Raw genomic sequence first — 24,094 nt, 5'->3', positions numbered from 1 at the left:
AGAGTGCCGATCCTGTGAGTTTAGGACAAATTCAAGCTATCGACTTCTTCTAAGTGCAGCGATCATAGAGACTGGTCGATAGCTTTGATTTGTTTTATACTCATCCATTGAAATTATTTGGAAATGGAATTCTATGAAATACGCAACTGTTTGCCTGCTTGCAATGTTTTTATTTGCTTGTAAATCAACCGTAGAAAATATAAAAGTCGACAACGACCTCATCACATCACCCGACCAGGGCTATCTCCTTATTGGCATTCAAACTAGTCATGACTTAAAGTCAATGTTATTGACAGGTCAAGCTGGAATTGAACTTACACACAAAGACTTATCAGCTGATGCTGACTATATCTTAATTAATCTGCCCGCGGGCGATTACAAGATAAGAAAAATTGACCTAAGTAAGTATTTTTACCTTTCATTTGATGAAGATCTCATTTGGGATTTCACAATTCAGGCAGGTAAGGTTAACTATATTGGACACTTAGAAATGTTCACACGAGGATATTACCGACCTTCTACCTATGTTGATTTAGTGAATAAATCGAGCCAAGCGCTTCAATTCATGCAAGAAAGCTACCCAACAATATTGAACAAACGCAGCCTTGTTTTTGGTGGTACTGGAAATGATGAATTCCTCACTTTTGTTGCTGAGCAGCAGGGAGAGACAGAATGAAGCACATTATCACTATCATATTTTTGTGCCTTGTTAACACCTCAATTGCTCAAGAAAATCACCTTTTTATTAAAGCTGAAGAATTGTTCACTGCAGCCGAACATCGCTCAGGACAGTTATCCCCAACAGGAAAATATTTTTCTTTCATACTACAAACAAAAGAAGAAGCTTATATCGAGCTTGTTGATATCAGTGAACAACGCATATTCTCGCTTGCCTCCATCGCAAAAGATGTGCGCCTACTCAATTTCACTTGGGTAAATAAAGATGTTATCTATTTAGAAACATCTTCAAAAAGAGGTCGGAACAAACAGACTTTGTTAACCTTTGAGCGCATAGGTAACGAATTTAAAACTAAAGCAGTTGTTTTGGAAAAAGGCTATCTGGTTAATATTTTGGCCAATGATCCCGTTAATGTCTTATTCGCAAAAACCGAGCGAATAAACTCATACACTATTCAACGACTTTACAAAGTAAGTGTTGAAGACCTAAAACGAAATGATTTTTCAAATGCTAAGCAAATAGATAAATCAAACAAAAACCTCATACGTTATAAATATGACGTCGCATTCAAGCGCGTATTTGGGGAGTTCTACTCAGATGAAACTAAGCTTGTTAGTGTTCAATACAGAACTTTAGAAAAGAGCAATTGGTTTCCTCTTTTCACTAAGCCAAATAAAGATGAGACGATTGAACCGGTTGGTTTTATCGGGCCAGATCGCCTTGCTGTTTTAACGAATAAAGAAAGCGATACAGTGGTACTACAAACCTTCAATATTAGCTCTCAAACCTTAGGCGACATTCTTTATGAAAACAGCAATAATGACTTGATAAATGCATATGTAACTGCTGATGGAAAGCTAAATTCAGTGGAATACTTTAAAAACGGCTTGCCCTTCAGAGAATGGCTAGGCGCGACAACCAATGAGATTGTCGAACGACTACGGTCGAGTTTTGAAAGCGGCTCTCCCAATATTATTGACGAGAGTTCAGAGTTTAAGCGTTTGCTTATTTTTGTTACAGGTGACGATAATGCAGGCGAGTACTACGTATACGACTATAAAAATGATTCAATGACCAAGATGGTCTCCGTGTATCCTAAACTGGATAAGTACAAATTTGCGCCCTCAGAATCGTTTAGTGTCGCAAACGAGGAGGGGGTTGAGATTGAAGCGTTTATTACACGACCTCAGGGTTACGATGCCAACGTGCTCTTGGTGCGCCCTCACGGCGGTCCCATCGGTGTTAGAGACAATAATTTATTCAATAGAGAAGTGCAGTTTTTAGCCAATCGTGGTTTTACTGTTTTAAGGGTAAATTTTAGGGGCTCTGAGGGCTTCGGAAAAAGCTTTAGAAAGAAAGGCGTCGGTCAATTTGGTCAACTTATCGAACAAGATATAAGTGCTGTTGTTGACAGTGTGCTAGCCAACAATAACTTCAATAAGGTGTGTGCTATTGGTGCCAGCTATGGTGCATATTCATCGATGGTATTAGCGGCTAAACACCCTGAAATTTATGATTGTGTTATCGCCTCGTTTGGTATCTACGACATTCCTTTGTTGTTCAATAGCACCAACCGCAACACGACTGATGAGTTTAGAGATAAAGTCGCTCGAGTAGTTGGTGAAAATAAGCCGGAAAATCAGGCTATATCACCGGTCTATTATGCACAAAAATTCAATATTCCTATTTTATTGATCGGTGGTGTATTAGATAGGATAGCGCATTACGAACACACAAATCGAATGCATTACATGTTGGAAAAACACAACAAGGACGTAAGTCTCGTTGCTTACAAGTATGCTGCACATGGACACCTAACTTGGTCTGAGGATCGTCACCAAGCAGCGTTAGAAGTTGATTTTTTACATCAGAAACTCAACATTCCTATTCCTGATATTGCTTTCGAGAATGATCATAATAAAGAAGCGTACGGTTATGACTTTACAATTTTATCGGAGTATCTCCAAAATGGAGATGATATTGATAAAGACCTTGAGCTTGCTGCCGAGTATTTGGTGAGAGCCGAACCGTTTGATTCTATGGAAGCAAGCTACTCGATGGGTGTGCGATATTTGTCTGGTGATAATGTTAAAGTTGACCATGCAAAGGGAATTGAATTACTAGAAAAGTCAGTGGCTGCCGGACACCCTAATGCGAAGTTTCGTTTAGGAACGGCTTATATGAATGGATGGTTTGCGCCAACTAATGATAAACGAGCCTTGGATTTGTTCACTCAAGTACAACAGCAAAGTGACGTACTAAAAGTAAAACTCGCCCTTGCTCAGCTACGATGCCTTGCAGAGGATGAGAGTGTGAAAGATGTTCAAGCCTGTGTTGATGAATTTAGGCTTATATCAAAACAGCTCATCAATAGAGAAGACGCGAGCTTATTCAGTCAGTCGCTTGCTCGAACACTTGTTAAGGATAATTACACTAAGCAAGAGCGTAATTTGTTGATTGGGCTGGTGACAGAGGCATACAAAATAGAGTCATTTGCCTTTGAGCTGTCAGTAGAAGACGTGGGTTATTTTGAATATATCAAAAGTGCTGTGTTCGGTAGAAAGGGAGAGCTTAACTATTTAACTAAGCCGAGCACAGGTGAACTATTGGCCATACTTGCCGAGGAAAACCTTTACCTTGGTTTCGACTTTGAAATTGAGTTCGGTAGCTTTCTATCTAGTTCCGAGATAACGATGATCTTGGTTGAATGGAAAAAATTTGATAAAGACGGGCAACTAGTTAGCATTAAGATTGAACCGATAACCGGAAAAGAATCAAGCACTTGGAATGATTATTTTAAGATTGAGAATGTTGAAAAAGGCTCATCTTATCAATTGAGTGTTTATGATGTTCATGGGAAGCGTCACTTTCAGCAGAAGTTTGTGCAATAGAGTATCGTTAGCTTGCTGTAAGTTTAACATTGCAAAATCCAAGTTATTTGGGGAGGTTATCGGCTTATTGAAACGATATTTTTTGGGAGAGCAATTTATCGTACCAAGGAGGCCACCGCCTTCGCGGTGGTGACAGTTTGGCGGTGGTGACAATTTAGCGGTGGTGACAGTCTCTCGAAATTTGCAGTCTCTCGAACTTTACGGTTTCGCGAAAGTGACAGTCTCTCGGTCGTGACACTCTCGAGGCGCTGACAGGTAGGAGTGGGGCATTCTTGCCTGTCAGTTTGAATCAAAGTTCCTACGAAGGAATACAGGTAAAACATTAAATATTAAATAAAATCGGTGCTTTGAGTTACTAACCTTAGCTCAATGATTCATCCTGTTTAGTTCAGTCACATTTCCTGTTTAGTTTAAAATAATGTCAAAGATCCAAATCCGCCAAAGCTTCCTTCAAAGTAGGAAACCCGAAAGAAAACCCTTCATCTATTAGTTTTTGTGGGATAACTTTTTGCCCATACAAAACTAAGTCTGAAGACTCACCCATTAGTGCTTTTATCGCAAAAGCAGGCACTCTAAAAATACACGGTCTTTCTAAGCGCCTCGCCAAGGCTAGTGAAAAGAAATGGTTGGTATTTGGGTTTGGTGAGGTAAAGTTATAGATACCTTTGGCCGCTTCAGTGTTTAACAAGTATTGAATGCCCTTCACCATATCTTCAATGTGGATCCACGGCATGAACTGTTTACCTGTGCCAATTGGACCACCTAGACCTAAGCGAAATGGCATGAGCATTTTTGCTAAAGCACCACCTTCATCAGATAGCACTACGCCTGTGCGCATAATGCACACACGAGTGTTTGCCTTTAAAGCAATATCCTCCCACTTTTGACAAACCTTGCGACTAAATTCTTCGTGAAAATCAGTAAATGTTTCATCTACGACAGTATCGCCCTGACGTCCATAAACACCAACCGCTGAGCCACTGATGAAGACGCTAGGTGCATCTTTGGCTGAATTAATCAATTCAACCAGTTGTGTGGTTATATGCCAACGACTCTGACATATCTGCTCTTTTTGACTGTCAGTCCAACGTTTATCGGCTATTGGCTCGCCTGCCAAATTGACGATAGCATCATACTCATCAACTGAAACGAGGTTTTCAGCACTTATACTTTTAACATTGTCACCTAATAAACGTATTGCTCGCGCTGGATCGCGACTTACGACGGTTATCGCATATTGCTTTTCTAAAGCTGCCACCAAATTGCGTCCAATAAGGCCCGTACCTCCAGTAATCAATATGCTTTTTGACATGTTACCTTACTCCTTTGAACACGATAATGAGAGCGAAACGGAATCAGAAAAACGAAGTGCATGGGGTTTATCAACTTCAGCTTCAGCGTAACTTACCCAAGGATGTTCAGCCGCTATATTCAATACATCGTGAGTTAATTTTTCAAGTAAATAAAAGCGATTATCCTCCACTAAACGGATGATGGCTTTAGTAATGGTTTTATAATTTAAAGCATGGTCCATTAAGTCCGAATCGGTAGCTTTTTTTGCATCGTAGTGAATAAGGACGTTTATCACTACATCTTGCTGATTCTTTATCTCATCTTCGTTAATACCAATATAGGTGCGAAGTCTCAAATTTTTAATTCTGATTGTGGCTTGATTCAGGTTCATTTGTTCAATATTTCCCTTTATTCTCTTCTACTGAAACTTTATATGTGATTGTTTTTAAAAAATTGTCATACTAAACAGGTATTTCAATTAAACTATCAACGATACTTATTCACTTGTCTACAAGCTTATTCATTTATAAAGCATTTAATTTAGCGCTTTATAAGTATAGACACTGAGATTGTTTCGCTGACAATTATTATTTTGGATAAAAAACTATGGATATAAAATCACCCATCGCTAAAACGATGATTGTTATGGCATGTGTCATAATCGTACTGGCTGGCATAAAGGCTGCGAGTGTGATTATGGTCCCGTTTTTATTATCCGCTTTTATTGCAATTGCTTGTAGCCCACTCATCAATTGGGCTAGCCGCTATAAAATTCCACGTTGGCTTTCTGTTACCCTAGTTATACTGATAATAATGATTATTGGATTTATGCTCGCTGGCTTAATTACTAAGTCACTCAGCGAATTTCGTTTGAACATGCCAGTTTATAGAGAACAACTAACCGATGAGTTTAGTTGGATTGTAAATAAACTAAATGTACTCAACATTAATATCGACAAAGAATTACTGCTAACCTATATGGACCCGGGAGCCGCAATGTCAGTAGCGACTGGCTTCTTAAGCGGTATGGGGAGTGCACTATCTAATCTCGTGCTCATACTATTGACGGTTATTTTCATGTTGTTTGAAGCCGAAAGTATGCCTAAACGCATCCATGTTGCGATGGCAGATCCGGACATGAAGATGACCCATATTGATCGTTTCTTATTATCTGTGAATAGCTATCTAGGGATTAAAACCTTGGTGAGTTTAGGTACTGGTATTTGCATTGCTATTTGGTTGTACATTCTTGGTGTAGATCATTTTTTACTTTGGTCTGTATTGGCTTTTATGTTCAATTTCATTCCAAATATAGGCTCCATAATTGCTGCCGTGCCTGCGGTATTAATGGCTTTTGTTGAGTTTGGATTTGCAAAGGCTGGGCTTGCTGGTTTAGGCTTTGTTGTTGTTAATATGGTAATGGGAAATGTTATTGAACCGCGCTACATGGGACGTGGCTTAGGGCTTTCTACCTTGGTTGTATTTTTATCCTTAATATTCTGGGGATGGTTGCTAGGTAGTGTTGGAATGTTGTTGTCTGTACCACTCACAATGGTAGTTAAAATAGCACTCGAATCACGAGAGGAAAGCAAGTGGTTAGCCGTTCTGCTGTCTAGCGACGATACTCCCTTGCTTGAAGCGAAGGACGAAAAATAGGCCTTCTAGTAGACAAGGTGAAAAGACGTTTAGCTTTATTTATTGGCACGAAGGTGGGGCACTTGGATGCGGAAAACGCTGCCCTTGCTCGCGTCACTTTCTATGTTAAGTTCTCCGCCATAACTTTCAAGCATATCAACAACTAAAGCGAGGCCAAGGCCTTGACCTTCAGAATAGGTATCTAAGCGTCTACCGCGTTCAGTTATGGCAGAAATGGCTGATGCTGATATCCCTTTACCGTCATCTATCACACTAATTGACGTGAGCTTTTCACCTTTTTCATAAACCACTTTTACAGAAGTTCTTGCGGCCTTGCATGCATTGTCGAGCAAGTTTCCGATAATTTCCATAAAGTCAGTCTGATCAATCGATACGGGGGCCGGCTGAGGCATCTCTAAGTCAAATGATAAAGATTTCTGCTGATGAATTTTACGCATCGCATCAAGAAGTGATTGGGTCACAGGAAAAACGTCGATACTGGGTAAAAAACCGACGACATTAATAGTGGCTCTTTTGAGTTGTCGTTTAACAATATTATCAATATGCAATACAGGCTCTTTTATATCTGAACTCAAATCTGCCTGGCCTAATATAACGCTTAATGGCGTTTTGATGCTATGCGCTAAGTCATCCAAACTCTTCTTGTAGCGTTCCCTTTGCTGTTTTTCACTATTGAGAAGTTTGTTAATGCTGTTTTGTAGGGGCTTCAACTCATGCGGGTATTCGTCATCAATGGTGTCTATTTTGCCTTCTTCAATTTCACCTATTCGCGCAATAATTTTTTGCATGGGCATAAAAACACTGCGCAGGGAAAGGGCGATTAGCCCAAGAAGAACAAGCCCCAATACCGCTATCCATCCCCACAATCTGTTGATGAATGTGCTTAACTCGCCTTCGTAAACATTCTTATTGTTGATTACTAAGAAGCTTACTTGTTCAAACTCACCATCAATAAAGAACTCTGCTTTTTTAGAAAGCGCAAAATGTGGATTTTCCTCATTAAAGTCAGTTAGGAAGATTGTTTCTTGAGGTGAGTGCCCGTCTGTTTGACGAAACAATAGGTTAAACATACTGGCATTAATATTGTTATCGATAGACGATTGAGATTGCCACACTTGTTGCTTTCTCCACTTAATCACAGCAACTAAATCAGACCCGGGTAAGTTTAAGTCTTCTACAAAAAGGCGGGGAGGCATAACAGCTTGGCCATCTTCAAACTCAAATTCTGAAATCATTGCGAAGGCGGTGGTCGAAAGCTCTTCTTTCTTTGCTTGTGTTAAGCTGCGTTCATAAGCGTTTTGCATCGACAATATGATGGCAGGGAAAAAGATCGCAACAAACAAGAAGCAGGTAAAGAAAATCCGTTGAGTAATCGACCACGTTTTCATTAGTTGTCTACTTTACTGCAAACTGGCATTGAGTCGGTAACCACGGCCACGCAATGTTTCAATTGGTTTAATGCTACTATCTTTGTCAATTTTGCGTCTAAGACGGCCCACAAAAACTTCTATCACATTGCTGTCTAAGTCAAAGTCTTGGTCGTAGATGTGCTCAACCATTTCTGTTTTCGACACCACTTTATTGGGGTTCATCATTAAGTACTCGATAACCTTGTACTCGTAAGCGGTTAATTCAATAGGCTGCTCGTTGACATACAACTGATTCGCACTTGTATCGAGTGACAGAGGGCCTTTTTGTACAATAGGGCTGGCTTGTCCTGCACTGCGTCGAATGAGAGCCTTCACTCTTGCTAGAAGCTCTTCGTGAACAAAGGGCTTGGTTAGATAATCGTCCGCACCGCATTCTAATCCTTTCACTTTTTCTTGCCAGCGGTCACGAGCGGTTAAGATAATAATAGGGCAGGTGATGTCATTCGCACGGGCGCGCTGAACTACTTCAAAACCATCCATGCTTGGTAGGCCAACATCAATAATCGCAAGATCATAGTCATATTCGTTAAGTTGATATAAGGCTTTTTCGCCATCGTCCGCAAGGTCGACACTGAACCCCTGTGATTGCATATATTGGTCAAGTTGAAGTAGCAATCTGCTATCATCTTCGACTATCAAAATCCGCATAAGTAACTCCGTTTAAAATTTTTGACATGCTGTGAAAAAGACATTTAGATAAAAAATGATCTTATTTGCGAATTTTCCCGGTTATTGCATCAACTTTGACATAAACAACACGCCCAGAGTCTTGGTAAATTTTTACTCTATAAACATTGCCCTTTAGTTCTACTTTCAGCACTTTACCAGCAACGGCTTTTTGTGCTTTTCGTGAGGCTTGTGATTCACTGATTATGCTCTGCTCTTGTTTAACTTTTGCAACAACAACGGGTACCAAGACCAATTGACTGGAAAAAATTAAGGTGACAGCAAGAAAGAAAGAACGCAAGGTGATCAAATTTTTTACCTACTCATTTGTTGATTAAACGGGTTTCGCTGTTTTAGCTTGTCAATTATGTCGTGTTTGGATGAACTCAAGCTGAATATAGACTTGCACATACCTAAAACAATGCCTTGGGCGATCGCAACATGATTAATGGGGCTACATTATCACGACATCCAATAGCGTTGAAGTGTCATTTTTCATTCGGCTGTATAAGGGTAAGTGAGCCATCTAAATGCACGTCACGTTGAGGGAATGAGATGACAACATTGTTTTCATTAAATAACTCATTTATTCGAAAGCGAATATTACTTCTGATATTGCGTAGTTGGCCTTCAATACTGGCATTAATCCAAAAGTAGACCTCAAATGCCAAAGAATTATCGCCGAAATCATCGAATACTACGACGGGCTCTGGTTCGTTTAATACTCCGTCTTGTTCGTTAACTGCTTGTGCGATTAGATCGCGCACTAAATTGCAATCTGAACCATAAGCTACGCCTACACGCACTGAAGTGCGCGCTCTTTGATCTATCAAAGTCCAATTTGTGACTGTATTTTCAAGTAATTTGCTATTTGGCACAAGTAAGTGAACACCATCGACACGTCGAATTCTGGTAGAGCGTGTGTTTATAGCCTCTACTCTACCTTTCACATTGTCGACTTCAAGGAAATCGCCAATCTTAATAGGTCGCTCCCACATTAATATCCAACCACTGATGAAGTTGTTAATAATGTTTTGTGCGCCGAAACCAACACCAATCGCAATGGCGCCAGAGAGAAAAGCGAAGGCCGTGATGGGGACATCTAAGAACTCAAGCGTTGTGATCGCTAACATTAAAATAGCGACAACATACAGAATACGCTTCACTAAATGCACTAAATCGGGCTGCACCCCTTTTTTAATCAAGCGTTCGGACGTTATTCTTACTGTTTTCCGAGTAAGGACAACACCTACAATTACGACAATAGGAATAAGTATTAATTGCCCTAGGCTCAATGGATGGTCAGCAATATTGAATAAATGGATATTGAAATAGTGTTTTACTTGTTCGATAAATTCCATGCTTTTTCTGTACTCTCGTTAGCTAAATCATTGGTGCTTGCAATTTGCTGGGCGTATAAGGAGGTATCTACATATCTATCTTTTTTCTGAGTTGTTTTTGAATACCACTTTTCGTTTTGCTATCCATTCGTTTTCGTTGTGAGGAGCGGCTGGGTTTTGTTGGTTTTCGAACGGGTTTTTCGTAGGTGCTTTCTTTAATTACTTCCACAAGTCGTTGGACCGCATCTCGCTTGTTTTGTTCCTGAGTGCGGTGGTTCTGGGCGCGTATTACGAGAACACCCTCGGATGTAATTCGAGAGTCGTTACTGGCTAGGAGTTTTGATTTTATCTTGTCTGGAAGTGAGGACTGCCGTATATCGAAACGCAAATATATGGCTGTTGCTACTTTATTAACGTGTTGCCCGCCAGCACCTTGAGCGCGAGTAGCTGACAAGCTGAACTCGCTTTCATCGATACTGATGTCATGTTTCACAAATATAGCCATATAATTTGAAATGTCTCTTTTTTGGTTTCAGTCTAAACCGAAGCTTTTATATATACAAAAAAGTACGCCTTTTTAGGGCAGCACTTTTTTGTAAGGTTTCACAGTGACTGATTTAAACACGCCAGATGTCACGTAAGGATCGTTGTCAGCCCATGCTTTAGCGTCGCTAAGGGATTCAAATTGCGCGATAATGAGTGAGCCGGTAAAGCCAGCTTCAGCAGGATCTTCACTATCAACGGCTGGTGTTGGTCCAGCGACTAAAATTCTTCCTTGGTCGACTAAAGATTGTATTCTTTCTAAATGTGCAGGTCGTGCTGCCATTCTTTTGTTTAAGCTGTTTTTAACATCTTCAGCATAAATAAGGTACCACATGATGTTTTTCCTTCTTCCATATTAAATGCGACTACTTCAACACCGTAGCCGCTTTCATGGTAATGACGAAGCTACTTAAGTCTTTCAGCATTTTTTCATTATCTGCCAAATTCGCTTCAATTAAATTCACCGTAGCGGAACCAGATATTGCACCCGCTGCGCCAGATTCAATCGCATTTCTGACTTGCTCAGGAGTACTTATTCCAAAGCCAAGTAAAGGAGGTGCAACTTCATATTGTGCTAGCTTAGCAATAAGTTCTGCTGCAGGGATTTCTACAGCGGTTTCAGCTCCAGTTACACCGGCTCTACCGAGTAAATATGTGTAACCATCTGACTTCTCGCCAATTGCTTGCAAGGTTTCGTTGCTTGCGTTAGGAGGAGCGATAAGAATTTGTTGAATATCGTGTTGCTTAGCAATGCTGATAAAACGGTCAGCCTCACGCAAAGGAACATCGGCAATCAAGATTGAGTCAACGCCAGCTGCAGAAGCGCGCTCGTAAAAGTCGTCGATACCGTTAACCAATACTAGATTGCTGTATAATAACAATCCAATTGGAACGCTAGGGTGTCTTTCACGAATTTCCGCCAAAATTTCGAAGCAGCTTTGTGGCCTAATGCCGCTACCTAATGCTCGAATACTCGCTTTTTGAATAGTGGGACCATCAGCAATTGGGTCAGAGTAGGGGATGCCTAGCTCTAACGCATCGGCACCGCTTTTAACGAGTTGGTCTATTATTGCGATTGATTGCTCTTTGTTTGGGTCGCCAATCATAACGAATGGAACAAAAGCACCTTCCTTTTTCGCCTTCAGGCTGGCAAACATATCTGCGTAGCGAGTTGTGCTCATAGGTTTTCTCCCAAAATGCTAGTCACATGAGCTAAGTCTTTATCACCACGCCCCGACAAGTTTACGACAATCATCATTTCTTCAGTTGCTTCATCAGCCATGTTTAATGCATGAGCAAGGGCATGCGAAGATTCTAGGGCAGGAATAATCCCTTCCTTTTTAGCTAGAAGCTGAAAGGCATTTAAGGCTTCGGTATCTGTAATAGCGACATATTCTGCTCGACCAGATTCTGCAAGAAAGGCATGCTGCGGACCCACTGCAGGATAATCAAGCCCAGCAGAGACTGAATATGACTCTTCAATTTGTCCATCTTGGTCTTGCATGATGTAAGTGAAAGCACCGTGCAGTATTCCTTTTGTACCAGTCACAATAGTCGCACCATGCTCTTTGGTATGAACACCTTTACCTGCTGGTTCAACGCCAATCAAACGCACCGACGGTTCATCGATGAAATCAGCAAACATACCAATGGCATTCGAACCGCCACCAACACAAGCGACAACAGCATCTGGTAAGCGACCTTCTTTTTCCATGATTTGTGCACGGGTCTCTTCACCAATCATTCGGTGGTATTCGCGCACAATTGTTGGGAACGGATGCGGACCAGCTGCGGTACCCAGCAAATAGTGTGCTTTGTCATAGTTTGCTGACCAGTCGCGCATGGCTTCGTTGACAGCATCCTTTAAGGTGCCTGAACCTGAATTAACTGGAATCACTTCAGCACCCATTAAGCGCATTCTAAAGACGTTTGGTGATTGTCTTTCAACATCCTTTGCGCCCATGTATATGCGTGCTTTTAAGCCCAAAAGGGCACAGGCTAAAGCGGTCGCAACACCATGTTGGCCGGCTCCCGTTTCTGCAATCACTTCGGTTTTACCCATGCGTTTAGTAAGCAAAGCTTGGCCAAGTACCTGATTGGTTTTGTGAGCGCCACCATGTAATAAATCTTCACGCTTCAAATACAATTTAACTAAAGGATTGGAAACGATATTGCGAGTCAGCGTCATCGCTGTGGGACGGCCGGCGTAATCCTTGAGTAAATCCATAAATTCTTTCTGAAAACTAGGATCTTCTTTTGCATCTAAAAATGCCTGCTCTAATTGGTCAAGCGCAGGGATTAATAATTCAGGGACATACATGCCACCAAAATCACCAAATTTACTATCTAACTTGTTCATTTTAATGCTCACTTCTTTTAATTTTAACGAAACAGTTTTCTAGTACGCTCGTAAAGCGCTAAATAAACTGCTTAGTTTGGATTCTGATTTTTCAGCAGGTGCATTTTCCACACCTGAATTTACATCTAATATTGCGACTTGAGTGTTTCTCGCCGCTTGGATATTGCTCGGGCTTAAGCCGCCCGCTAATATCAATTTGTGTTTTTGAGGCACATCCTCTAACAATCGCCAATCGAAGGACTCGCCTGTACCACCAACTTGTTCGCCTACTTTGCAATCAAGCAAGACTTTGTCGGCGACAGCCAATTTCGCAACTAAGGTCTGAGTTGCTAAGTCAGATAAATCAGATTCTGATTGTAGTACCGATTCGACGGCCCATATTTCACAAGACTCAGGTAGCAACGTGCGCAAAGTTTGCATGTAATCGATGGATTCATTACCGTGTAATTGCACTGCTGAAAGCTTGAGTTTACGTGCGTAGTCGGCGACCATTTCTATTGGGTTGTCCAAAAACACCCCAACGAACTTTTTACTAGTCGAAAGAGTTGTTATTTCTGTTGCACGCTCAAGCGATACGTAGCGCGGTGATTTAGTCGCGAATATCAGGCCCATATAGCTTGCAGGCGTTGCCATTACTTTCTGCGCATTCTCAACAGAATTAATGCCACATATCTTAACTTCGCCAAACACTAGTTTTTCTACTGCGTTGATCAAATTGGCTTCTGACATCAGTGCGCTACCAACCAAGAAACCATCGACCAATGGGCTTAATCGTTGTACTTCAGAATGCTTGTAAATGCCTGATTCAGACAGGATGACGCCTTTGAAGCCACTTTCTTTAATCATTGGAACTAAGCGTTCTGTTGTCGCCAAATCGGTGCTTAAATCGCGTAAGTTGCGATTGTTTATGCCGATAATGTTAGCGTCAAGTTTCAGTGCTCTTTGCACTTCTTCTTCATTGCTCACTTCGGTTAATACACTCATGCCTAGCTGGTGAGTTAAAGCATTTAACTTTGTGAATTGTTCGTCATCTAATACTGACAACATGAGAAGAACCGCATCAGCATTGTGATAACGTGCTAAATATATTTGGTACTCGTCGACGAAAAAATCTTTGTTAATAACTGGCTGCTTTACCCTTGAGGTAACATAGTCGAGATACTCAAATTTACCTTGAAAATACTTCTCATCAGTGAGTACTGAAAAGCAGGATGCGTGCGGCGCGTAGGCTTCTATAATTTCATCTAAATCGAAATTTTCTCGAATCAAACCTTTCGACGGCGAGGCCTTTTTGCACTCTAGAATGAAACTAGCATTAGGTGCTGCAAGGGCTGCATAAAAATCTTTATTACAAGGTTTTAATGTGTCGATGAAAGAGTGCAAAGGAAAATCAATTTTTCTTTTGGCAATTTCTACTTTTTTATCATCAACAATTGTTTCTAATACGTTTTTCGACACAATATTCTCTTACATCTTTAGTTAGGGTTAACTTGGCTTAACTGTGCAGCTTTCGTAATTGTCTGCATAGGTTGGCCTGATTCAATTGATGCCATCGCCATATCACAAGCTTCTGCATAAGTAGTCGCTAAATCGTTTAGCCTTAATAATGCCGCAGCATTCATCGCAATAGCTGCCGTATGAGCGGGTTTTCCACGGCCGTTAAATACATCTTCAATGAGTGCTTTGTTGAGCGCTGGCTCACCGCCTTCAATTTCACTTAAGGGATATTCACTTAAACCAAAATCTGCTGGTCTAACGTGAGTTTTTGTAATGATCCCGTTATTTACTTCTACAATTTGGCTCTCGCCGTGTAAGGCTAATTCATCTAAACCGCTGCCGTGCACAACATAGGCTTTTTTGTGACCTAGTTTTACCATCGTTTGCGCATAGGTATCTAACAATGCAGGTGTATATACGCCTAATAAACTGTGTGTTGGCTTAGCTGGGTTTGCCAATGGACCCAGTATGTTGAACAAGGTTCTTGTTTTTAATGCAAGGCGCACCGGCATCGCATACTTTACTCCAGAGTGATACGCAGGAGCGGCTAAAAAGCACAAGTTTGCTTCATCAAGACATTTTCGAGCTGTATTTGGGCTCATCTCCAAATTTAATCCAAAGGCGGCAAATAAATCTGAAGAGCCAGACTTGCTCGACACACTTCTGTTTCCGTGCTTGGCTACTTTTACACCACAGCTGGCTGCTACCACTGCGGCTGCACTCGATACATTAATCGTGTTATGACCGTCACCACCTGTGCCCACTATGTCGCTAAACTGATAGTCAGGACGAGGAAATGGTTTGGCATTTTTCACCATCGCTGATGCTGCACCAGCAATTTCATCCGTCGATTCAGATTTCATTTTTAGAGCAATTAATAATGCGGCTAATTCGACTTCAGCGACTTCACCTTGCATCACTCGGTTAAATACTGATTCGGCTTCAACGAAGCTCATGGATTCTTTCGCATAAACCTTTTCCAAGGCATTCAGAAAATCTTGAGAAGTAAAGTCAACTTGCCTATTTTGAGTGTTCATTTGGCTCAACTCCCGCTAAAATTTCGATACTTTGCATAAGCAATACGCTGCCATCACAGGTGAGTATTGATTCTGGATGAAACTGGAAGCCGAGCATTCTATCAGTTGTATGTAAAACTGCCATAACCAAACCGTCTATGTTAGCAATAACTTGTAGTTGATCAGGCACTTGAGTTGCTACTAATGAATGATAACGAGCAATAGAGAGAGGCTGATTTAGGCCAGCAAATATAAGCCTAGTCTCGGGGGTGTCACTATAGCTCATATGAGATGCCTTACCGTGCATTACTTCCGGCGCTCTAGCAACCACACCGCCATAAGTCTCAACAATCGCCTGATGGCCCAAGCAAATCCCTAATACGGGATACTTGCCGCGCACTTTCTTCAATAAGTCGGGCATGCAACCAGCGTCTGATGGCGCGCCAGGACCGGGTGATAGCATCAGTATCGTTGGGCCATTTTTTTCGTACTCTGCGAGTTTATTCAACACGGTAGTGGTATCAACCGTATTGCGATAAATCGTCATTTCTACCCCTAAGCTGCGAATTTCATCAACGAGATTGTAAGTAAATGAATCGATATTATCGATGAGTACTAGATTGATTTGTTGGCTCATACAGACTCTCCTTGTTGTTTCCCTTCTTCCTCTTCGCAAGTTCGGTCTGTGTCGACGCTTGGCGTATGTGCTGCAATAATTGCTGAAATGACAGCTTGAGCTTTAGCGCGCGTTTCGTCAGCTTCCGCTTGTGGAACCGAGTCGTTAACGACGCCAGCCCCCGCTTGAATATATGCCGTTTTTAGTCGAACAAAGGCGGAACGGATCACTATGCATGTGTCCATATCACCGTTTCCATTTAAATAACCTACGGCACCACCATAACTGCCGCGTTTTTGTTTTTCTACATTGCGAATGAGTGATGCTGCACTGACTTTTGGAGCGCCAACTAAGGTGCCCATATTCATGCATGCCTGATAAGCATGTAATGCATCTAAATCCTCACGCAGTTCGCCCACAACACGAGAGACTAAATGCATAACGTGCGAATAGCGGTCAACTTTCAAAAGATCTTTGACATGCCTTGTGCCTGCTTTACTTACTTTTGCGACATCATTTCGAGCTAAATCTACGAGCATGATATGTTCGGCTTTTTCTTTTTCATCTTGGCGTAAATTCAATTCAAGGCGGCTATCTAAATCGTAATCGATGGCACCATTCGCGCGCTTGCCGCGAGGCCGAGTACCTGCGATTGGATAGACTTCGACGACGTTTGTCTCTTTTTCATATTTTAAAGCCGATTCAGGTGATGCGCCGAACATCGTAAAGTCCTGATCATTTAAATAGAACATGTAAGGCGATGGATTCTGTACTTTCAGTTTCTGATAAGCAGCAAGTGGCGATGGGCAAGGTAAGCTAAACGAACGTGAAGGCACAACTTGGAATATATCACCATCCAAAATATGCTCTTTCAAGTTTTCCACATCGGCACAATATTCAGCGTCGGACTTATCAACGTTAAGCTCCAAATCTTCAATAAATTCAGCTTCTGAAATCTCAGAGGGAAGTGATGCCAATTGGTGTTTTATTTGTTCTAAACGTTGATGAATACTGAAATAGTGTTGAGCGACATGCGCACCGCTAAATACAGAGCCAATTATTTGTGTGTGCGCGTTCTGGTGATCGATGAGTAATAAAGTTTCGGCTAGGTAGAAAACATACTCGGGGCAGTTATTTGCACCAAATATTGCTTCTGGCAGCTTTTCGAATGTGCCGAGCAAGTCATAAGAGAAGACACCACCTAAAAATAATGCGTTTGGATGGTCACGTAGGGTTTGAATTTTTTCTGTGATAGTTCGCAATACATCAAACACACTCGCTTGTTTGAGGCGAGAATCCTCGTCTAAGTTTTGGTCCACTGGCGGAAATTCAAAACGAATATTATCTTCCGATACTTCTTGTGCCGAGTGGAATGGCTTCAGTGCTTCAATCAATAAGGGGAATACTGAGTAGCCGTTTGCTGATAGAGCTGTAATGGTCACGCTTTGGTCGTTACATTCTATGCGAATGGCAGCATCAATCAGTAAAAGGCTTTTTAGGTTTGCTTTACTATCAATTTCTGCTGACTCAAGTAGTAAGCTATTTTCCTTTCCGAGCGCCTGATACGCTAATAATGGGTCGGAAACATAGGGTCCATCGATAATGATACTTTCTACCTGACCAGGTAATTGTCCTAACTCTGCTAAACTCATTTATATTCTCGTTGTAATGCAATTGGAAACCGAACGAGCGGTTTCGATTTATTATTTTTTATTATTTAGATTTTTTTTATTTATTTTTCGGGCAAAAACGAATCAAAAAAAAAGCCCGTTAAACGGGCTTTAATATTGTGAAACGAACACGTTTGCACAGCCCTTAGTTGAGCTCGTGCCACCACCAAACATTCTTTTGAGCGCTATTCGCAGGAACTGCGGCACTCATATCTGCAAGCAATGCAGCATATTTTGTATTAACTGTTAGTGACTGAATCGTTTTTAACATGTTCTCTTAATCTTGTTTATTGATGCTTCGTATTTTCGGTAATCCGTATTTATACGATTTGCTTTCATGTATACTGCATAGAAGAAAACAAAAGCGTCTTTATGTCAAGCCTAATGACGGTTTTAGTTGTTATATTTAAGAAGAAAATGAATTGAAAATAGATTTACACAGTCATTCAACGTGCTCTGATGGAGCGCTAACACCAATTGAGTTGGTTCAGCGTGCACAACAAATGCAAGTGGACGTGCTAGCTTTAACCGACCATGACACCGTATCCGGTATTAATATCGCCCGTGAATACCTTGAAAACAGCAATATCAAATTAAATTTGATTGCAGGAGTCGAGCTTTCTACTTCCTGGCACGGCTTTGATATCCATATTGTGGGTTTGCAAGTCGATAAGGACTGTGACATTTTTTTGCAACGTCTAGAGAGTCAACTCGCTGAACGAGACAGACGTGCCGCGCGTATTTGCGAAAAATTAGCTAAGTGTGGACACCTTGGTATTTATGAACTGGCATTAGAAATCGCCGATGGTGCTCAAATATCAAGAAATCATATAGCCCGTGCATTAGTTCAAAAATCAATTTGTACGCATGCTCAACAGGCTTTTAGCAAATATTTGGGAAAGGGCAAAAAGGCGCACGTAACGCCGAAGTGGATTAGTATTCAAGATGCGATAGAATGGATACATGACGCTGGTGGACAAGCCGTATTAGCTCATCCCGGACACTATGATATGACCACAAAGTGGTTAAGAAGGCTCGTCGCTGAATTTGCAGAAAGCGGCGGCGATGCGATGGAAATTACACATCCAAATATGGCGGCGGATAAGAAAAAATTACTGCAGGGAATAATGTCTGACAATGCCTTACTTGCATCAGCTGGTTCAGATTTTCATTTCCCAAGCAGATTTACAGAATTGGGTCGACGTTTGGACCTACCTCAAACCGTTACACCGGTATGGCATAATTGGAATTTAGCGACATCTGAAGAGGGGCTTTAATGAGTCAGTTTTTTTACATCCACCCTGACAACCCGCAAGCTCGTTTAATCAAGCAAGCCTGCGAAATTATTAAGTCGGGAGAAGTGATAGTTTACCCAACAGATTCTGGATATGCGATCGGCTGCCAGATGGAAAACAAGAAAGCGCTGGAACAAATTTGTCGAATCAGAGATATTGGCAAAGATCATAACTTCACATTAATGTGCCGAGATATGTCAGAGTTATCAGTCTATTCAAGAGTCGATAATGCCGCATTTAGGCAGATTAAGAACAACACACCGGGTCCTTACACGTTTATCTTAAAAGCAACGAAAGAAGTACCAAAGCGTTTGCAAAATCCAAAACGCAAAACTATCGGTATCCGTGTGCCAAACAATCCTATTGCACTTGCCTTGCTTGAAGAGCTCGGTGAGCCCTTGATGTCGACTACCTTAATTTTACCTAATACCTCTATGGCTGAAACAGATCCTGAAGAAATCAGAGACAAGCTTGAAAAATTGGTGGGTTTGATTATTCATGGCGGCTATTTAGGTGAGGAGCCCACAACGGTCATTGACATGTCCGAAGGTAATACGGATATAATCCGAGTTGGAAATGGCGACCCTTCGCCTTTTGAATGAGCCAAAACGACACGCCGGTGGATATAGTAAAAGCTAAGTCAGAACTTACTCAAATTAAAGAGCAACAACCTCTCGCATTAGCCTTTGTAAATGGTGAAGCGCTGATAGAAAAGCCCGAAGACCTCTATATTCCACCTGATGCCCTTGAAGTCATTCTCGACAGCTTTGAAGGGCCTCTCGATTTATTGCTTTACCTCATACGCCGTCAGAAATTTGATATCGTAGACTTGCCTGTTCTACAAATTACCAAACAGTACATGGTGTATGTTGAAGTAATGACTGATCTAAAGTTGGAATTAGCCGGCGAATACTTGCTGATGGCAGCAATGCTAGCAGAAATAAAGTCCCGACTGCTCCTACCTAAACGCGATGATGCACCTGAAGATGAAGAAGATCCTCGCGCCGAACTTATTCGACGTTTAAAAGAATATGAGCAGATTAAGAAAGCTGCTGAAGAGCTTGATTTAGCGCCCCGAATGGAACGTGACAATTTTAGCGCTTCTGCACAACCAAGCGACAACGTTCAAGCAATAAAGCATCTCCCTAAAGTTTCCTTACAAGAAATAGCCTTTGCCTTTCATTCCGCAATGCAACGCGCACAGGCTTTTGAGCACCACCAGATTGAAAAAGAAGTTTTATCAACTCGCGAACGGATGTCATATTTGCTCCAGCAACTCAAGCATGACACCTACACTGAACTTTCAAGCATTATTAGCCTTTCAGAAGGGCGGGCTGGCGTTGTTGTCACTTTTATCGCTATTTTGGAATTGGTGAAGAGTGGATTGATAATATGTTCACAAGGTGAAGGCTCACTAGGGGAAAGTTCACAAAGAGAGAGCTCACAAGAAAGCGCTTTCACCCCTATATACGTTAAATTGGGCGAAATTGAATACGACGAAATTTGAAATTAGCTTATTGCACATAATTACCTACGTCGTTTACTTGAAAATAAGGTAAAATACGGCAAGCAAGTTTAGCCGTGCAAAGTCTTTCTATACGAATTGCCGAGTTTAATGCATAAAGCACGTGCATAAAATGAGTGCATATGGTGGATAATGTAGATGCAAAAAATAAATGAAACTCAACTTAAACAGCTGATCGAAGCTGGAGTTTTTGTTGCAGATAAAGCGCTTAGCATTGATGAGATGAAAACAACGTTTTTAAGCGATTTTAGCGTTTCAACGGCACAGATTAAAAAAGTGCTTGCTGAGCTTGAGTTAGATTATGCACCGCGTGGAATTCATCTAGTAAAAGTTGCAAGTGGTTACCGCTTCCAGTCTGATGAGGCTTTGGGTGTCTTACTAAGTAAATTGTGGCAAGAAAATGCACCTAAATACAGTCGGGCGATGTTGGAAACCTTGGCATTAATTGCTTACCGACAACCGATTACACGCGGTGAAATTGAAGAAATTAGAGGTGTTTCGGTAAGTAGCCATATCGTGAAATCACTGACAGAAAGAAATTGGGTGAAGGTAGTTGGACATAAAGAAGTACCCGGCAGGCCATCGCTTTTAGCGACTACCAAAACATTTTTGGACTACTTTTCATTGTCTACTTTAGCCGAATTGCCTTCAGCAGAAGATTTCGCAGAAAGCTTGGAGCAAGCTATGGCGGCTTCCGACATGAATGTTGAAGTGAGCTCTGAAGAAATAGGTAATGACAGCATTAGCGACAAGCAGCCAACAAATTCGAGCGTTGAGAAGCGCACAGAAAACAGTTCGTCTAACAACGAACAGCTACATTAAATAAAGTGAAGAAATTATGACGGATAGTCAAGAAACAGAAAAGTTACAAAAAGCCCTAGCCAATAACGGTATTGGTTCTCGAAGAGAAATGGAACGTTGGATCCAAGAAGGGCGTATATCGGTGAATGGCCAAAAAGCGACTTTAGGCGATCGTGTCGCGCTCACTGATCAAATTCGTGTAGATGGGCATCTTATCTCCCGCAGTAATGAAAAGTCGGTTTGTCGTGTCCTGATGTACAACAAACCAGAAGGCGAACTTTGCTCGCGCAATGACCCAGAGGGCAGAGCAACTGTTTTTGAGCGTTTACCAAAAATCGTAGATGATCGTTGGATAGCGGTTGGTAGACTCGATATCAATACGAGTGGACTTCTTCTGTTCACCAATGACGGTGAACTAGCGAATCGCTTGATGCATCCTCGCCATGAAATTGAACGTGAATATGCGGTTAGAATATTCGGTGAAGTGACACCTCAGATGCTCAGAGTTTTACAGAAAGGTGTTGAACTAGAAGATGGTATGGCCAAATTTACTCATATTCATGTGCGCCCCTCTGATGATGAAAGTCAAAATCAATGGTTCAACGTGACTCTTTCAGAAGGCCGAAATAGGGAAGTGAGACGTTTATGGGAATCTCAAGGCGTTCAAGTTAGCCGCTTGATGCGCGTTCGATACGGCAACCTAGATTTACAAAAGCGCTTACCTCAAGGCGCTTGGCTTGAATTAGACCTTGCAAGAGTTAATCAGTTGAGAAAGATGGTTCAGTTGCCAAATGAAACTGAAACGGTTTTAAATGTAAAAGAAGAAAAACTAGACCATGTTCGTCTCAATAGAATGCGTCGCTCAGTTAAAAAGCATAAGTTGAATAAAGCCGGGCAGGGCAGAAGACATTCTACTCAAACAAGAACTAAAAAGTAATTTGATTAAAGTGATTTTAAAACCATGCGAATAGCCTTAGGCATAGAGTATGACGGCTCCAAATATTTTGGATGGCAGCGTCAAAACGATTTCATCAGTGTTCAGCAAAAACTTGAAGAGGCCTTGGAAAAAATTGCGTTGGAGCCTGTGGCTGTTACCTGCGCGGGGCGAACCGATGCTGGAGTGCACGCAACTTATCAGGTCGTCCATTTCGATACGGAAGTTGTTAGGCCAGAAAAGGCATGGACGCGGGGCGTGTGCACTCATTTACCGAAAGACATCAGCGTTAAATGGGCAAAGTTCCCAACGGACGATTTCCATGCGCGATTCTCGGCAACGTCGCGACGTTATCGTTATATCATCTATAATCACCCTTTGCGTACGGCAATTTTAAATGCGGGTATCACGCATGTTTACTACCCTTTAGATGCAGATAAAATGCACGAAGCTGCACAGTGTCTTGTCGGATCAAATGATTTCAGCTCATTTCGTGCTGCGAATTGCCAATCCCATTCGCCAGTTCGCAGAATGGAAGAGATCACTGTCACACGAAAGGGAGACTATGTGATTGTTGAAGTGGCTGCAAACGCGTTTTTACACCATATGGTTAGGAACATCGTCGGCTCTTTAGTGCGTGTAGGCACCTCAGAAGAAACCGTGTCTTGGATGAAGGAGACGCTTGAGGCCAAAGACAGAAAGCTAGCAGGTACAACGGCCAGACCTAATGGTCTATACTTGGTTAATGTTGTGTATCCTGACGAATTTGATATGCCCAAGAGCCCGTTTGGCCCTATATTTTTGTAATAAATATATCGACATAAGTACTTCTTAGACCAGTTTTACTTTCGTCATTTCACAAATGTATGATTTAATGAGCGGCTAAGACTTGTCGAATGTCACTAAGAAAAACGAATTAAAGCGTCTAACGACTAAAAACGTTAGTGTTATCGCGAGCAAATAAGCATTAAAACGACTTGAAAAGAATTAATAATAGGAATGTTCAATGAGCTGGATTGAGAAAATACTTCCACGCACGCAGTCTTCAATTAAAAGTAATGTACCAGAGGGTATTTGGACTAAATGTGGTTCTTGTAATGCAGTGCTTTACAAAACTGAATTAGAAAAACAATTAGAAGTTTGTCCGAAGTGTGATCATCACATGCGCATCACAGCGCGTGCTCGAATCAATGCATTTTTGGATGCAAAGGGTCGTGAGGAAATTGCAGCTGATCTAGAACCTCAAGATATCCTCAAATTCAAAGACAGTAAAAAGTACAAAGATCGCATTACAGCTGCCCAAAAAGCAACAAATGAGAAAGATGCATTAGTTGTGATGAAAGGTACTTTGAACGGCATGCCAGTAGTTGTTGCTAGTTTTGAGTTTGCGTTTATGGGTGGCTCAATGGCATCTGTTGTGGGCGCGAAATTTGTTGCGGCGGTTAATGCTTGCTTGGAAAACAATACGCCTTTAGTGTGCTTTTCCACAAGTGGCGGTGCACGTATGCAAGAAGCATTGCTTTCCTTAATGCAAATGGCTAAAACCAGTGCTGCGTTGGCGAAGATGAGTCAAAAAGGTCTTCCATACATATCGGTCTTAACCGACCCAACAATGGGTGGCGTTTCAGCAAGTTTAGCGATGTTAGGCGATATTAATGTTGCTGAACCAAAAGCCTTAATCGGTTTCGCCGGTCCTCGTGTTATCGAGCAAACAGTAAGAGAAACCTTACCTGCTGGTTTCCAGCGCAGTGAATTCCTTATTGAGAAAGGCGCGATAGACATGATTGTTGATCGCCGACAGATGCGTGATAAATTGTATTCAGTGCTTTCAAAATTGCACCATCATCACCTTGCTAGCTAAAGGCTAGTAAATTTCTTTATAG

At 41.5% G+C, this 24,094-nt stretch carries 25 protein-coding genes; 10 read left to right on the top strand and 15 right to left on the bottom strand.

Annotated features, from left to right (window positions below; all coding sequences use genetic code 11):
• Window positions 1-133: 133 nt before the first annotated feature.
• Both ACKLNX_RS17090 and ACKLNX_RS17085 read left to right on the top strand, forming a co-directional pair.
• Window positions 134-676, top strand: coding sequence for a hypothetical protein (locus ACKLNX_RS17090; RefSeq protein ID WP_411693507.1), 543 nt, complete (start codon window positions 134-136; stop codon window positions 674-676).
• Complete coding sequence (locus ACKLNX_RS17085) at window positions 673-3,570, top strand: prolyl oligopeptidase family serine peptidase (protein ID WP_412973237.1); 2,898 nt, start codon at window positions 673-675, stop codon at window positions 3,568-3,570. Before ACKLNX_RS17090 ends, ACKLNX_RS17085 begins: the two co-directional genes overlap by 4 nt.
• Before the next feature lie 421 nt (window positions 3,571-3,991).
• Here ACKLNX_RS17085 and ACKLNX_RS17080 read toward each other — a convergent pair whose 3' ends face one another.
• Both ACKLNX_RS17080 and folX read right to left on the bottom strand, forming a co-directional pair.
• On the bottom strand, window positions 3,992-4,882 hold the full coding sequence (locus ACKLNX_RS17080; RefSeq protein ID WP_412973236.1) for a TIGR01777 family oxidoreductase: 891 nt from the start codon (window positions 4,880-4,882) through the stop codon (window positions 3,992-3,994).
• Window positions 4,883-4,888: 6 nt separating this feature from the next.
• Window positions 4,889-5,254 carry a dihydroneopterin triphosphate 2'-epimerase gene (gene folX, locus ACKLNX_RS17075; RefSeq protein WP_411693510.1) on the bottom strand — a complete coding sequence of 122 codons (366 nt, stop codon included), beginning with the start codon at window positions 5,252-5,254 and terminating at the stop codon, window positions 4,889-4,891.
• A 215-nt stretch (window positions 5,255-5,469) separates the two neighbouring features.
• On the opposite strand from folX, the gene ACKLNX_RS17070 reads away from it, so the two are divergent.
• A complete protein-coding gene (locus ACKLNX_RS17070) occupies window positions 5,470-6,519 on the top strand; it encodes an AI-2E family transporter (protein ID WP_412973235.1) in 1,050 nt (349 codons plus the stop codon).
• A 35-nt stretch (window positions 6,520-6,554) separates the two neighbouring features.
• Here the strand turns inward: ACKLNX_RS17070 and ACKLNX_RS17065 are convergent, their stop codons facing one another.
• The 13 genes from ACKLNX_RS17065 to ACKLNX_RS17005 all read right to left on the bottom strand — a co-directional run bounded on the left by ACKLNX_RS17065 (window position 6,555) and on the right by ACKLNX_RS17005 (window position 17,927).
• Window positions 6,555-7,907 (bottom strand): ATP-binding protein, encoded by a 1,353-nt coding sequence (locus ACKLNX_RS17065; protein WP_412973234.1) that lies wholly within the window; start codon window positions 7,905-7,907, stop codon window positions 6,555-6,557.
• Window positions 7,908-7,919: 12 nt separating this feature from the next.
• Window positions 7,920-8,597, bottom strand: coding sequence for a response regulator transcription factor (locus ACKLNX_RS17060; protein WP_411693513.1), 678 nt, complete (start codon window positions 8,595-8,597; stop codon window positions 7,920-7,922).
• A 61-nt stretch (window positions 8,598-8,658) separates the two neighbouring features.
• The gene (locus ACKLNX_RS17055; protein ID WP_412973233.1) at window positions 8,659-8,925 is read right to left on the bottom strand and encodes a PepSY domain-containing protein; all 267 of its coding nucleotides are present in this window, start codon (window positions 8,923-8,925) and stop codon (window positions 8,659-8,661) included.
• Window positions 8,926-9,103: 178 nt separating this feature from the next.
• Window positions 9,104-9,976: a mechanosensitive ion channel family protein gene (locus ACKLNX_RS17050; protein ID WP_412973232.1), complete on the bottom strand. Its 873-nt coding sequence runs from the start codon at window positions 9,974-9,976 to the stop codon at window positions 9,104-9,106.
• Window positions 9,977-10,043: 67 nt separating this feature from the next.
• Window positions 10,044-10,460 carry an alternative ribosome rescue aminoacyl-tRNA hydrolase ArfB gene (arfB, locus tag ACKLNX_RS17045; protein WP_412973231.1) on the bottom strand — a complete coding sequence of 139 codons (417 nt, stop codon included), beginning with the start codon at window positions 10,458-10,460 and terminating at the stop codon, window positions 10,044-10,046.
• 72 nt (window positions 10,461-10,532) lie between these two features.
• Window positions 10,533-10,832 (bottom strand): YciI family protein, encoded by a 300-nt coding sequence (locus ACKLNX_RS17040; RefSeq protein WP_412973230.1) that lies wholly within the window; start codon window positions 10,830-10,832, stop codon window positions 10,533-10,535.
• A gap of 31 nt (window positions 10,833-10,863) precedes the next feature.
• The gene (gene trpA, locus ACKLNX_RS17035; protein ID WP_412973229.1) at window positions 10,864-11,679 is read right to left on the bottom strand and encodes a tryptophan synthase subunit alpha; all 816 of its coding nucleotides are present in this window, start codon (window positions 11,677-11,679) and stop codon (window positions 10,864-10,866) included.
• Window positions 11,676-12,857: a tryptophan synthase subunit beta gene (gene trpB, locus ACKLNX_RS17030; RefSeq protein ID WP_411693518.1), complete on the bottom strand. Its 1,182-nt coding sequence runs from the start codon at window positions 12,855-12,857 to the stop codon at window positions 11,676-11,678. Before trpB ends, trpA begins: the two co-directional genes overlap by 4 nt.
• Before the next feature lie 39 nt (window positions 12,858-12,896).
• Window positions 12,897-14,315: a bifunctional indole-3-glycerol-phosphate synthase TrpC/phosphoribosylanthranilate isomerase TrpF gene (trpCF, locus tag ACKLNX_RS17025; protein ID WP_412973228.1), complete on the bottom strand. Its 1,419-nt coding sequence runs from the start codon at window positions 14,313-14,315 to the stop codon at window positions 12,897-12,899.
• Window positions 14,316-14,332: 17 nt separating this feature from the next.
• Window positions 14,333-15,391 (bottom strand): anthranilate phosphoribosyltransferase, encoded by a 1,059-nt coding sequence (gene trpD, locus ACKLNX_RS17020; protein WP_411693520.1) that lies wholly within the window; start codon window positions 15,389-15,391, stop codon window positions 14,333-14,335.
• Window positions 15,375-16,007: an aminodeoxychorismate/anthranilate synthase component II gene (locus tag ACKLNX_RS17015; protein WP_412973227.1), complete on the bottom strand. Its 633-nt coding sequence runs from the start codon at window positions 16,005-16,007 to the stop codon at window positions 15,375-15,377. Before ACKLNX_RS17015 ends, trpD begins: the two co-directional genes overlap by 17 nt.
• Window positions 16,004-17,638, bottom strand: a complete 1,635-nt coding sequence (locus ACKLNX_RS17010) for an anthranilate synthase component 1 (protein WP_412973226.1) — start codon at window positions 17,636-17,638, stop codon at window positions 16,004-16,006. The genes ACKLNX_RS17015 and ACKLNX_RS17010 overlap by 4 nt, the downstream gene beginning before the upstream one ends.
• A gap of 163 nt (window positions 17,639-17,801) precedes the next feature.
• Window positions 17,802-17,927, bottom strand: a complete 126-nt coding sequence (locus ACKLNX_RS17005) for a hypothetical protein (protein WP_411693523.1) — start codon at window positions 17,925-17,927, stop codon at window positions 17,802-17,804.
• A gap of 151 nt (window positions 17,928-18,078) precedes the next feature.
• Between ACKLNX_RS17005 and ACKLNX_RS17000 the strand changes: the two genes are divergently transcribed.
• The 7 genes from ACKLNX_RS17000 to accD all read left to right on the top strand — a co-directional run bounded on the left by ACKLNX_RS17000 (window position 18,079) and on the right by accD (window position 24,072).
• Window positions 18,079-18,933 carry a PHP domain-containing protein gene (locus ACKLNX_RS17000; protein WP_412973225.1) on the top strand — a complete coding sequence of 285 codons (855 nt, stop codon included), beginning with the start codon at window positions 18,079-18,081 and terminating at the stop codon, window positions 18,931-18,933.
• Window positions 18,933-19,553 (top strand): L-threonylcarbamoyladenylate synthase, encoded by a 621-nt coding sequence (locus tag ACKLNX_RS16995; protein ID WP_411693525.1) that lies wholly within the window; start codon window positions 18,933-18,935, stop codon window positions 19,551-19,553. Before ACKLNX_RS17000 ends, ACKLNX_RS16995 begins: the two co-directional genes overlap by 1 nt.
• The gene (locus ACKLNX_RS16990; RefSeq protein ID WP_412973224.1) at window positions 19,550-20,458 is read left to right on the top strand and encodes a segregation and condensation protein A; all 909 of its coding nucleotides are present in this window, start codon (window positions 19,550-19,552) and stop codon (window positions 20,456-20,458) included. Before ACKLNX_RS16995 ends, ACKLNX_RS16990 begins: the two co-directional genes overlap by 4 nt.
• A gap of 156 nt (window positions 20,459-20,614) precedes the next feature.
• The gene (gene scpB / locus ACKLNX_RS16985) at window positions 20,615-21,298 is read left to right on the top strand and encodes an SMC-Scp complex subunit ScpB (RefSeq protein ID WP_412973223.1); all 684 of its coding nucleotides are present in this window, start codon (window positions 20,615-20,617) and stop codon (window positions 21,296-21,298) included.
• A 16-nt stretch (window positions 21,299-21,314) separates the two neighbouring features.
• Entirely contained in the window at window positions 21,315-22,214 is a 900-nt protein-coding gene (gene rluB, locus ACKLNX_RS16980) for a 23S rRNA pseudouridine(2605) synthase RluB (RefSeq protein ID WP_412973222.1), read from the top strand.
• A 24-nt stretch (window positions 22,215-22,238) separates the two neighbouring features.
• Window positions 22,239-23,018 carry a tRNA pseudouridine(38-40) synthase TruA gene (gene truA, locus ACKLNX_RS16975; RefSeq protein ID WP_412973221.1) on the top strand — a complete coding sequence of 260 codons (780 nt, stop codon included), beginning with the start codon at window positions 22,239-22,241 and terminating at the stop codon, window positions 23,016-23,018.
• Between the two features lie 199 nt (window positions 23,019-23,217).
• Entirely contained in the window at window positions 23,218-24,072 is an 855-nt protein-coding gene (accD, locus tag ACKLNX_RS16970) for an acetyl-CoA carboxylase, carboxyltransferase subunit beta (protein ID WP_412973220.1), read from the top strand.
• Window positions 24,073-24,094 lie beyond the last annotated feature (22 nt).

Source organism: Glaciecola sp. MF2-115 (assembly GCF_047250385.1).
In the GTDB taxonomy this organism is placed as follows: domain Bacteria; phylum Pseudomonadota; class Gammaproteobacteria; order Enterobacterales; family Alteromonadaceae; genus Glaciecola.
This window is presented reverse-complemented; position numbering and strand designations above follow the sequence as displayed.

What these genes read in the sequence shown, in the direction of transcription:
- ACKLNX_RS17050 (WP_412973232.1), bottom strand. Translation starts at nt 9,976, where the DNA reads ATGGAATTTATCGAACAAGTAAAACACTATTTCAATATCCATTTATTC.
- trpD (WP_411693520.1), bottom strand. Translation starts at nt 15,391, where the DNA reads ATGAACACTCAAAATAGGCAAGTTGACTTTACTTCTCAAGATTTTCTG.
- ACKLNX_RS16990 (WP_412973224.1), top strand. Translation starts at nt 19,550, where the DNA reads ATGAGCCAAAACGACACGCCGGTGGATATAGTAAAAGCTAAGTCAGAA.
- ACKLNX_RS17040 (WP_412973230.1), bottom strand. Translation starts at nt 10,832, where the DNA reads ATGTGGTACCTTATTTATGCTGAAGATGTTAAAAACAGCTTAAACAAA.
- truA (WP_412973221.1), top strand. Translation starts at nt 22,239, where the DNA reads ATGCGAATAGCCTTAGGCATAGAGTATGACGGCTCCAAATATTTTGGA.
- ACKLNX_RS17010 (WP_412973226.1), bottom strand. Translation starts at nt 17,638, where the DNA reads ATGAGTTTAGCAGAGTTAGGACAATTACCTGGTCAGGTAGAAAGTATC.
- ACKLNX_RS17080 (WP_412973236.1), bottom strand. Translation starts at nt 4,882, where the DNA reads ATGTCAAAAAGCATATTGATTACTGGAGGTACGGGCCTTATTGGACGC.
- ACKLNX_RS17005 (WP_411693523.1), bottom strand. Translation starts at nt 17,927, where the DNA reads ATGTTAAAAACGATTCAGTCACTAACAGTTAATACAAAATATGCTGCA.
- ACKLNX_RS17065 (WP_412973234.1), bottom strand. Translation starts at nt 7,907, where the DNA reads ATGAAAACGTGGTCGATTACTCAACGGATTTTCTTTACCTGCTTCTTG.
- rluB (WP_412973222.1), top strand. Translation starts at nt 21,315, where the DNA reads ATGACGGATAGTCAAGAAACAGAAAAGTTACAAAAAGCCCTAGCCAAT.
- ACKLNX_RS16995 (WP_411693525.1), top strand. Translation starts at nt 18,933, where the DNA reads ATGAGTCAGTTTTTTTACATCCACCCTGACAACCCGCAAGCTCGTTTA.
- ACKLNX_RS17070 (WP_412973235.1), top strand. Translation starts at nt 5,470, where the DNA reads ATGGATATAAAATCACCCATCGCTAAAACGATGATTGTTATGGCATGT.
- folX (WP_411693510.1), bottom strand. Translation starts at nt 5,254, where the DNA reads ATGAACCTGAATCAAGCCACAATCAGAATTAAAAATTTGAGACTTCGC.
- accD (WP_412973220.1), top strand. Translation starts at nt 23,218, where the DNA reads ATGAGCTGGATTGAGAAAATACTTCCACGCACGCAGTCTTCAATTAAA.
- ACKLNX_RS17085 (WP_412973237.1), top strand. Translation starts at nt 673, where the DNA reads ATGAAGCACATTATCACTATCATATTTTTGTGCCTTGTTAACACCTCA.
- ACKLNX_RS17060 (WP_411693513.1), bottom strand. Translation starts at nt 8,597, where the DNA reads ATGCGGATTTTGATAGTCGAAGATGATAGCAGATTGCTACTTCAACTT.
- ACKLNX_RS17090 (WP_411693507.1), top strand. Translation starts at nt 134, where the DNA reads ATGAAATACGCAACTGTTTGCCTGCTTGCAATGTTTTTATTTGCTTGT.
- arfB (WP_412973231.1), bottom strand. Translation starts at nt 10,460, where the DNA reads ATGGCTATATTTGTGAAACATGACATCAGTATCGATGAAAGCGAGTTC.
- trpA (WP_412973229.1), bottom strand. Translation starts at nt 11,679, where the DNA reads ATGAGCACAACTCGCTACGCAGATATGTTTGCCAGCCTGAAGGCGAAA.
- ACKLNX_RS17015 (WP_412973227.1), bottom strand. Translation starts at nt 16,007, where the DNA reads ATGAGCCAACAAATCAATCTAGTACTCATCGATAATATCGATTCATTT.
- scpB (WP_412973223.1), top strand. Translation starts at nt 20,615, where the DNA reads ATGCAAAAAATAAATGAAACTCAACTTAAACAGCTGATCGAAGCTGGA.
- trpB (WP_411693518.1), bottom strand. Translation starts at nt 12,857, where the DNA reads ATGAACAAGTTAGATAGTAAATTTGGTGATTTTGGTGGCATGTATGTC.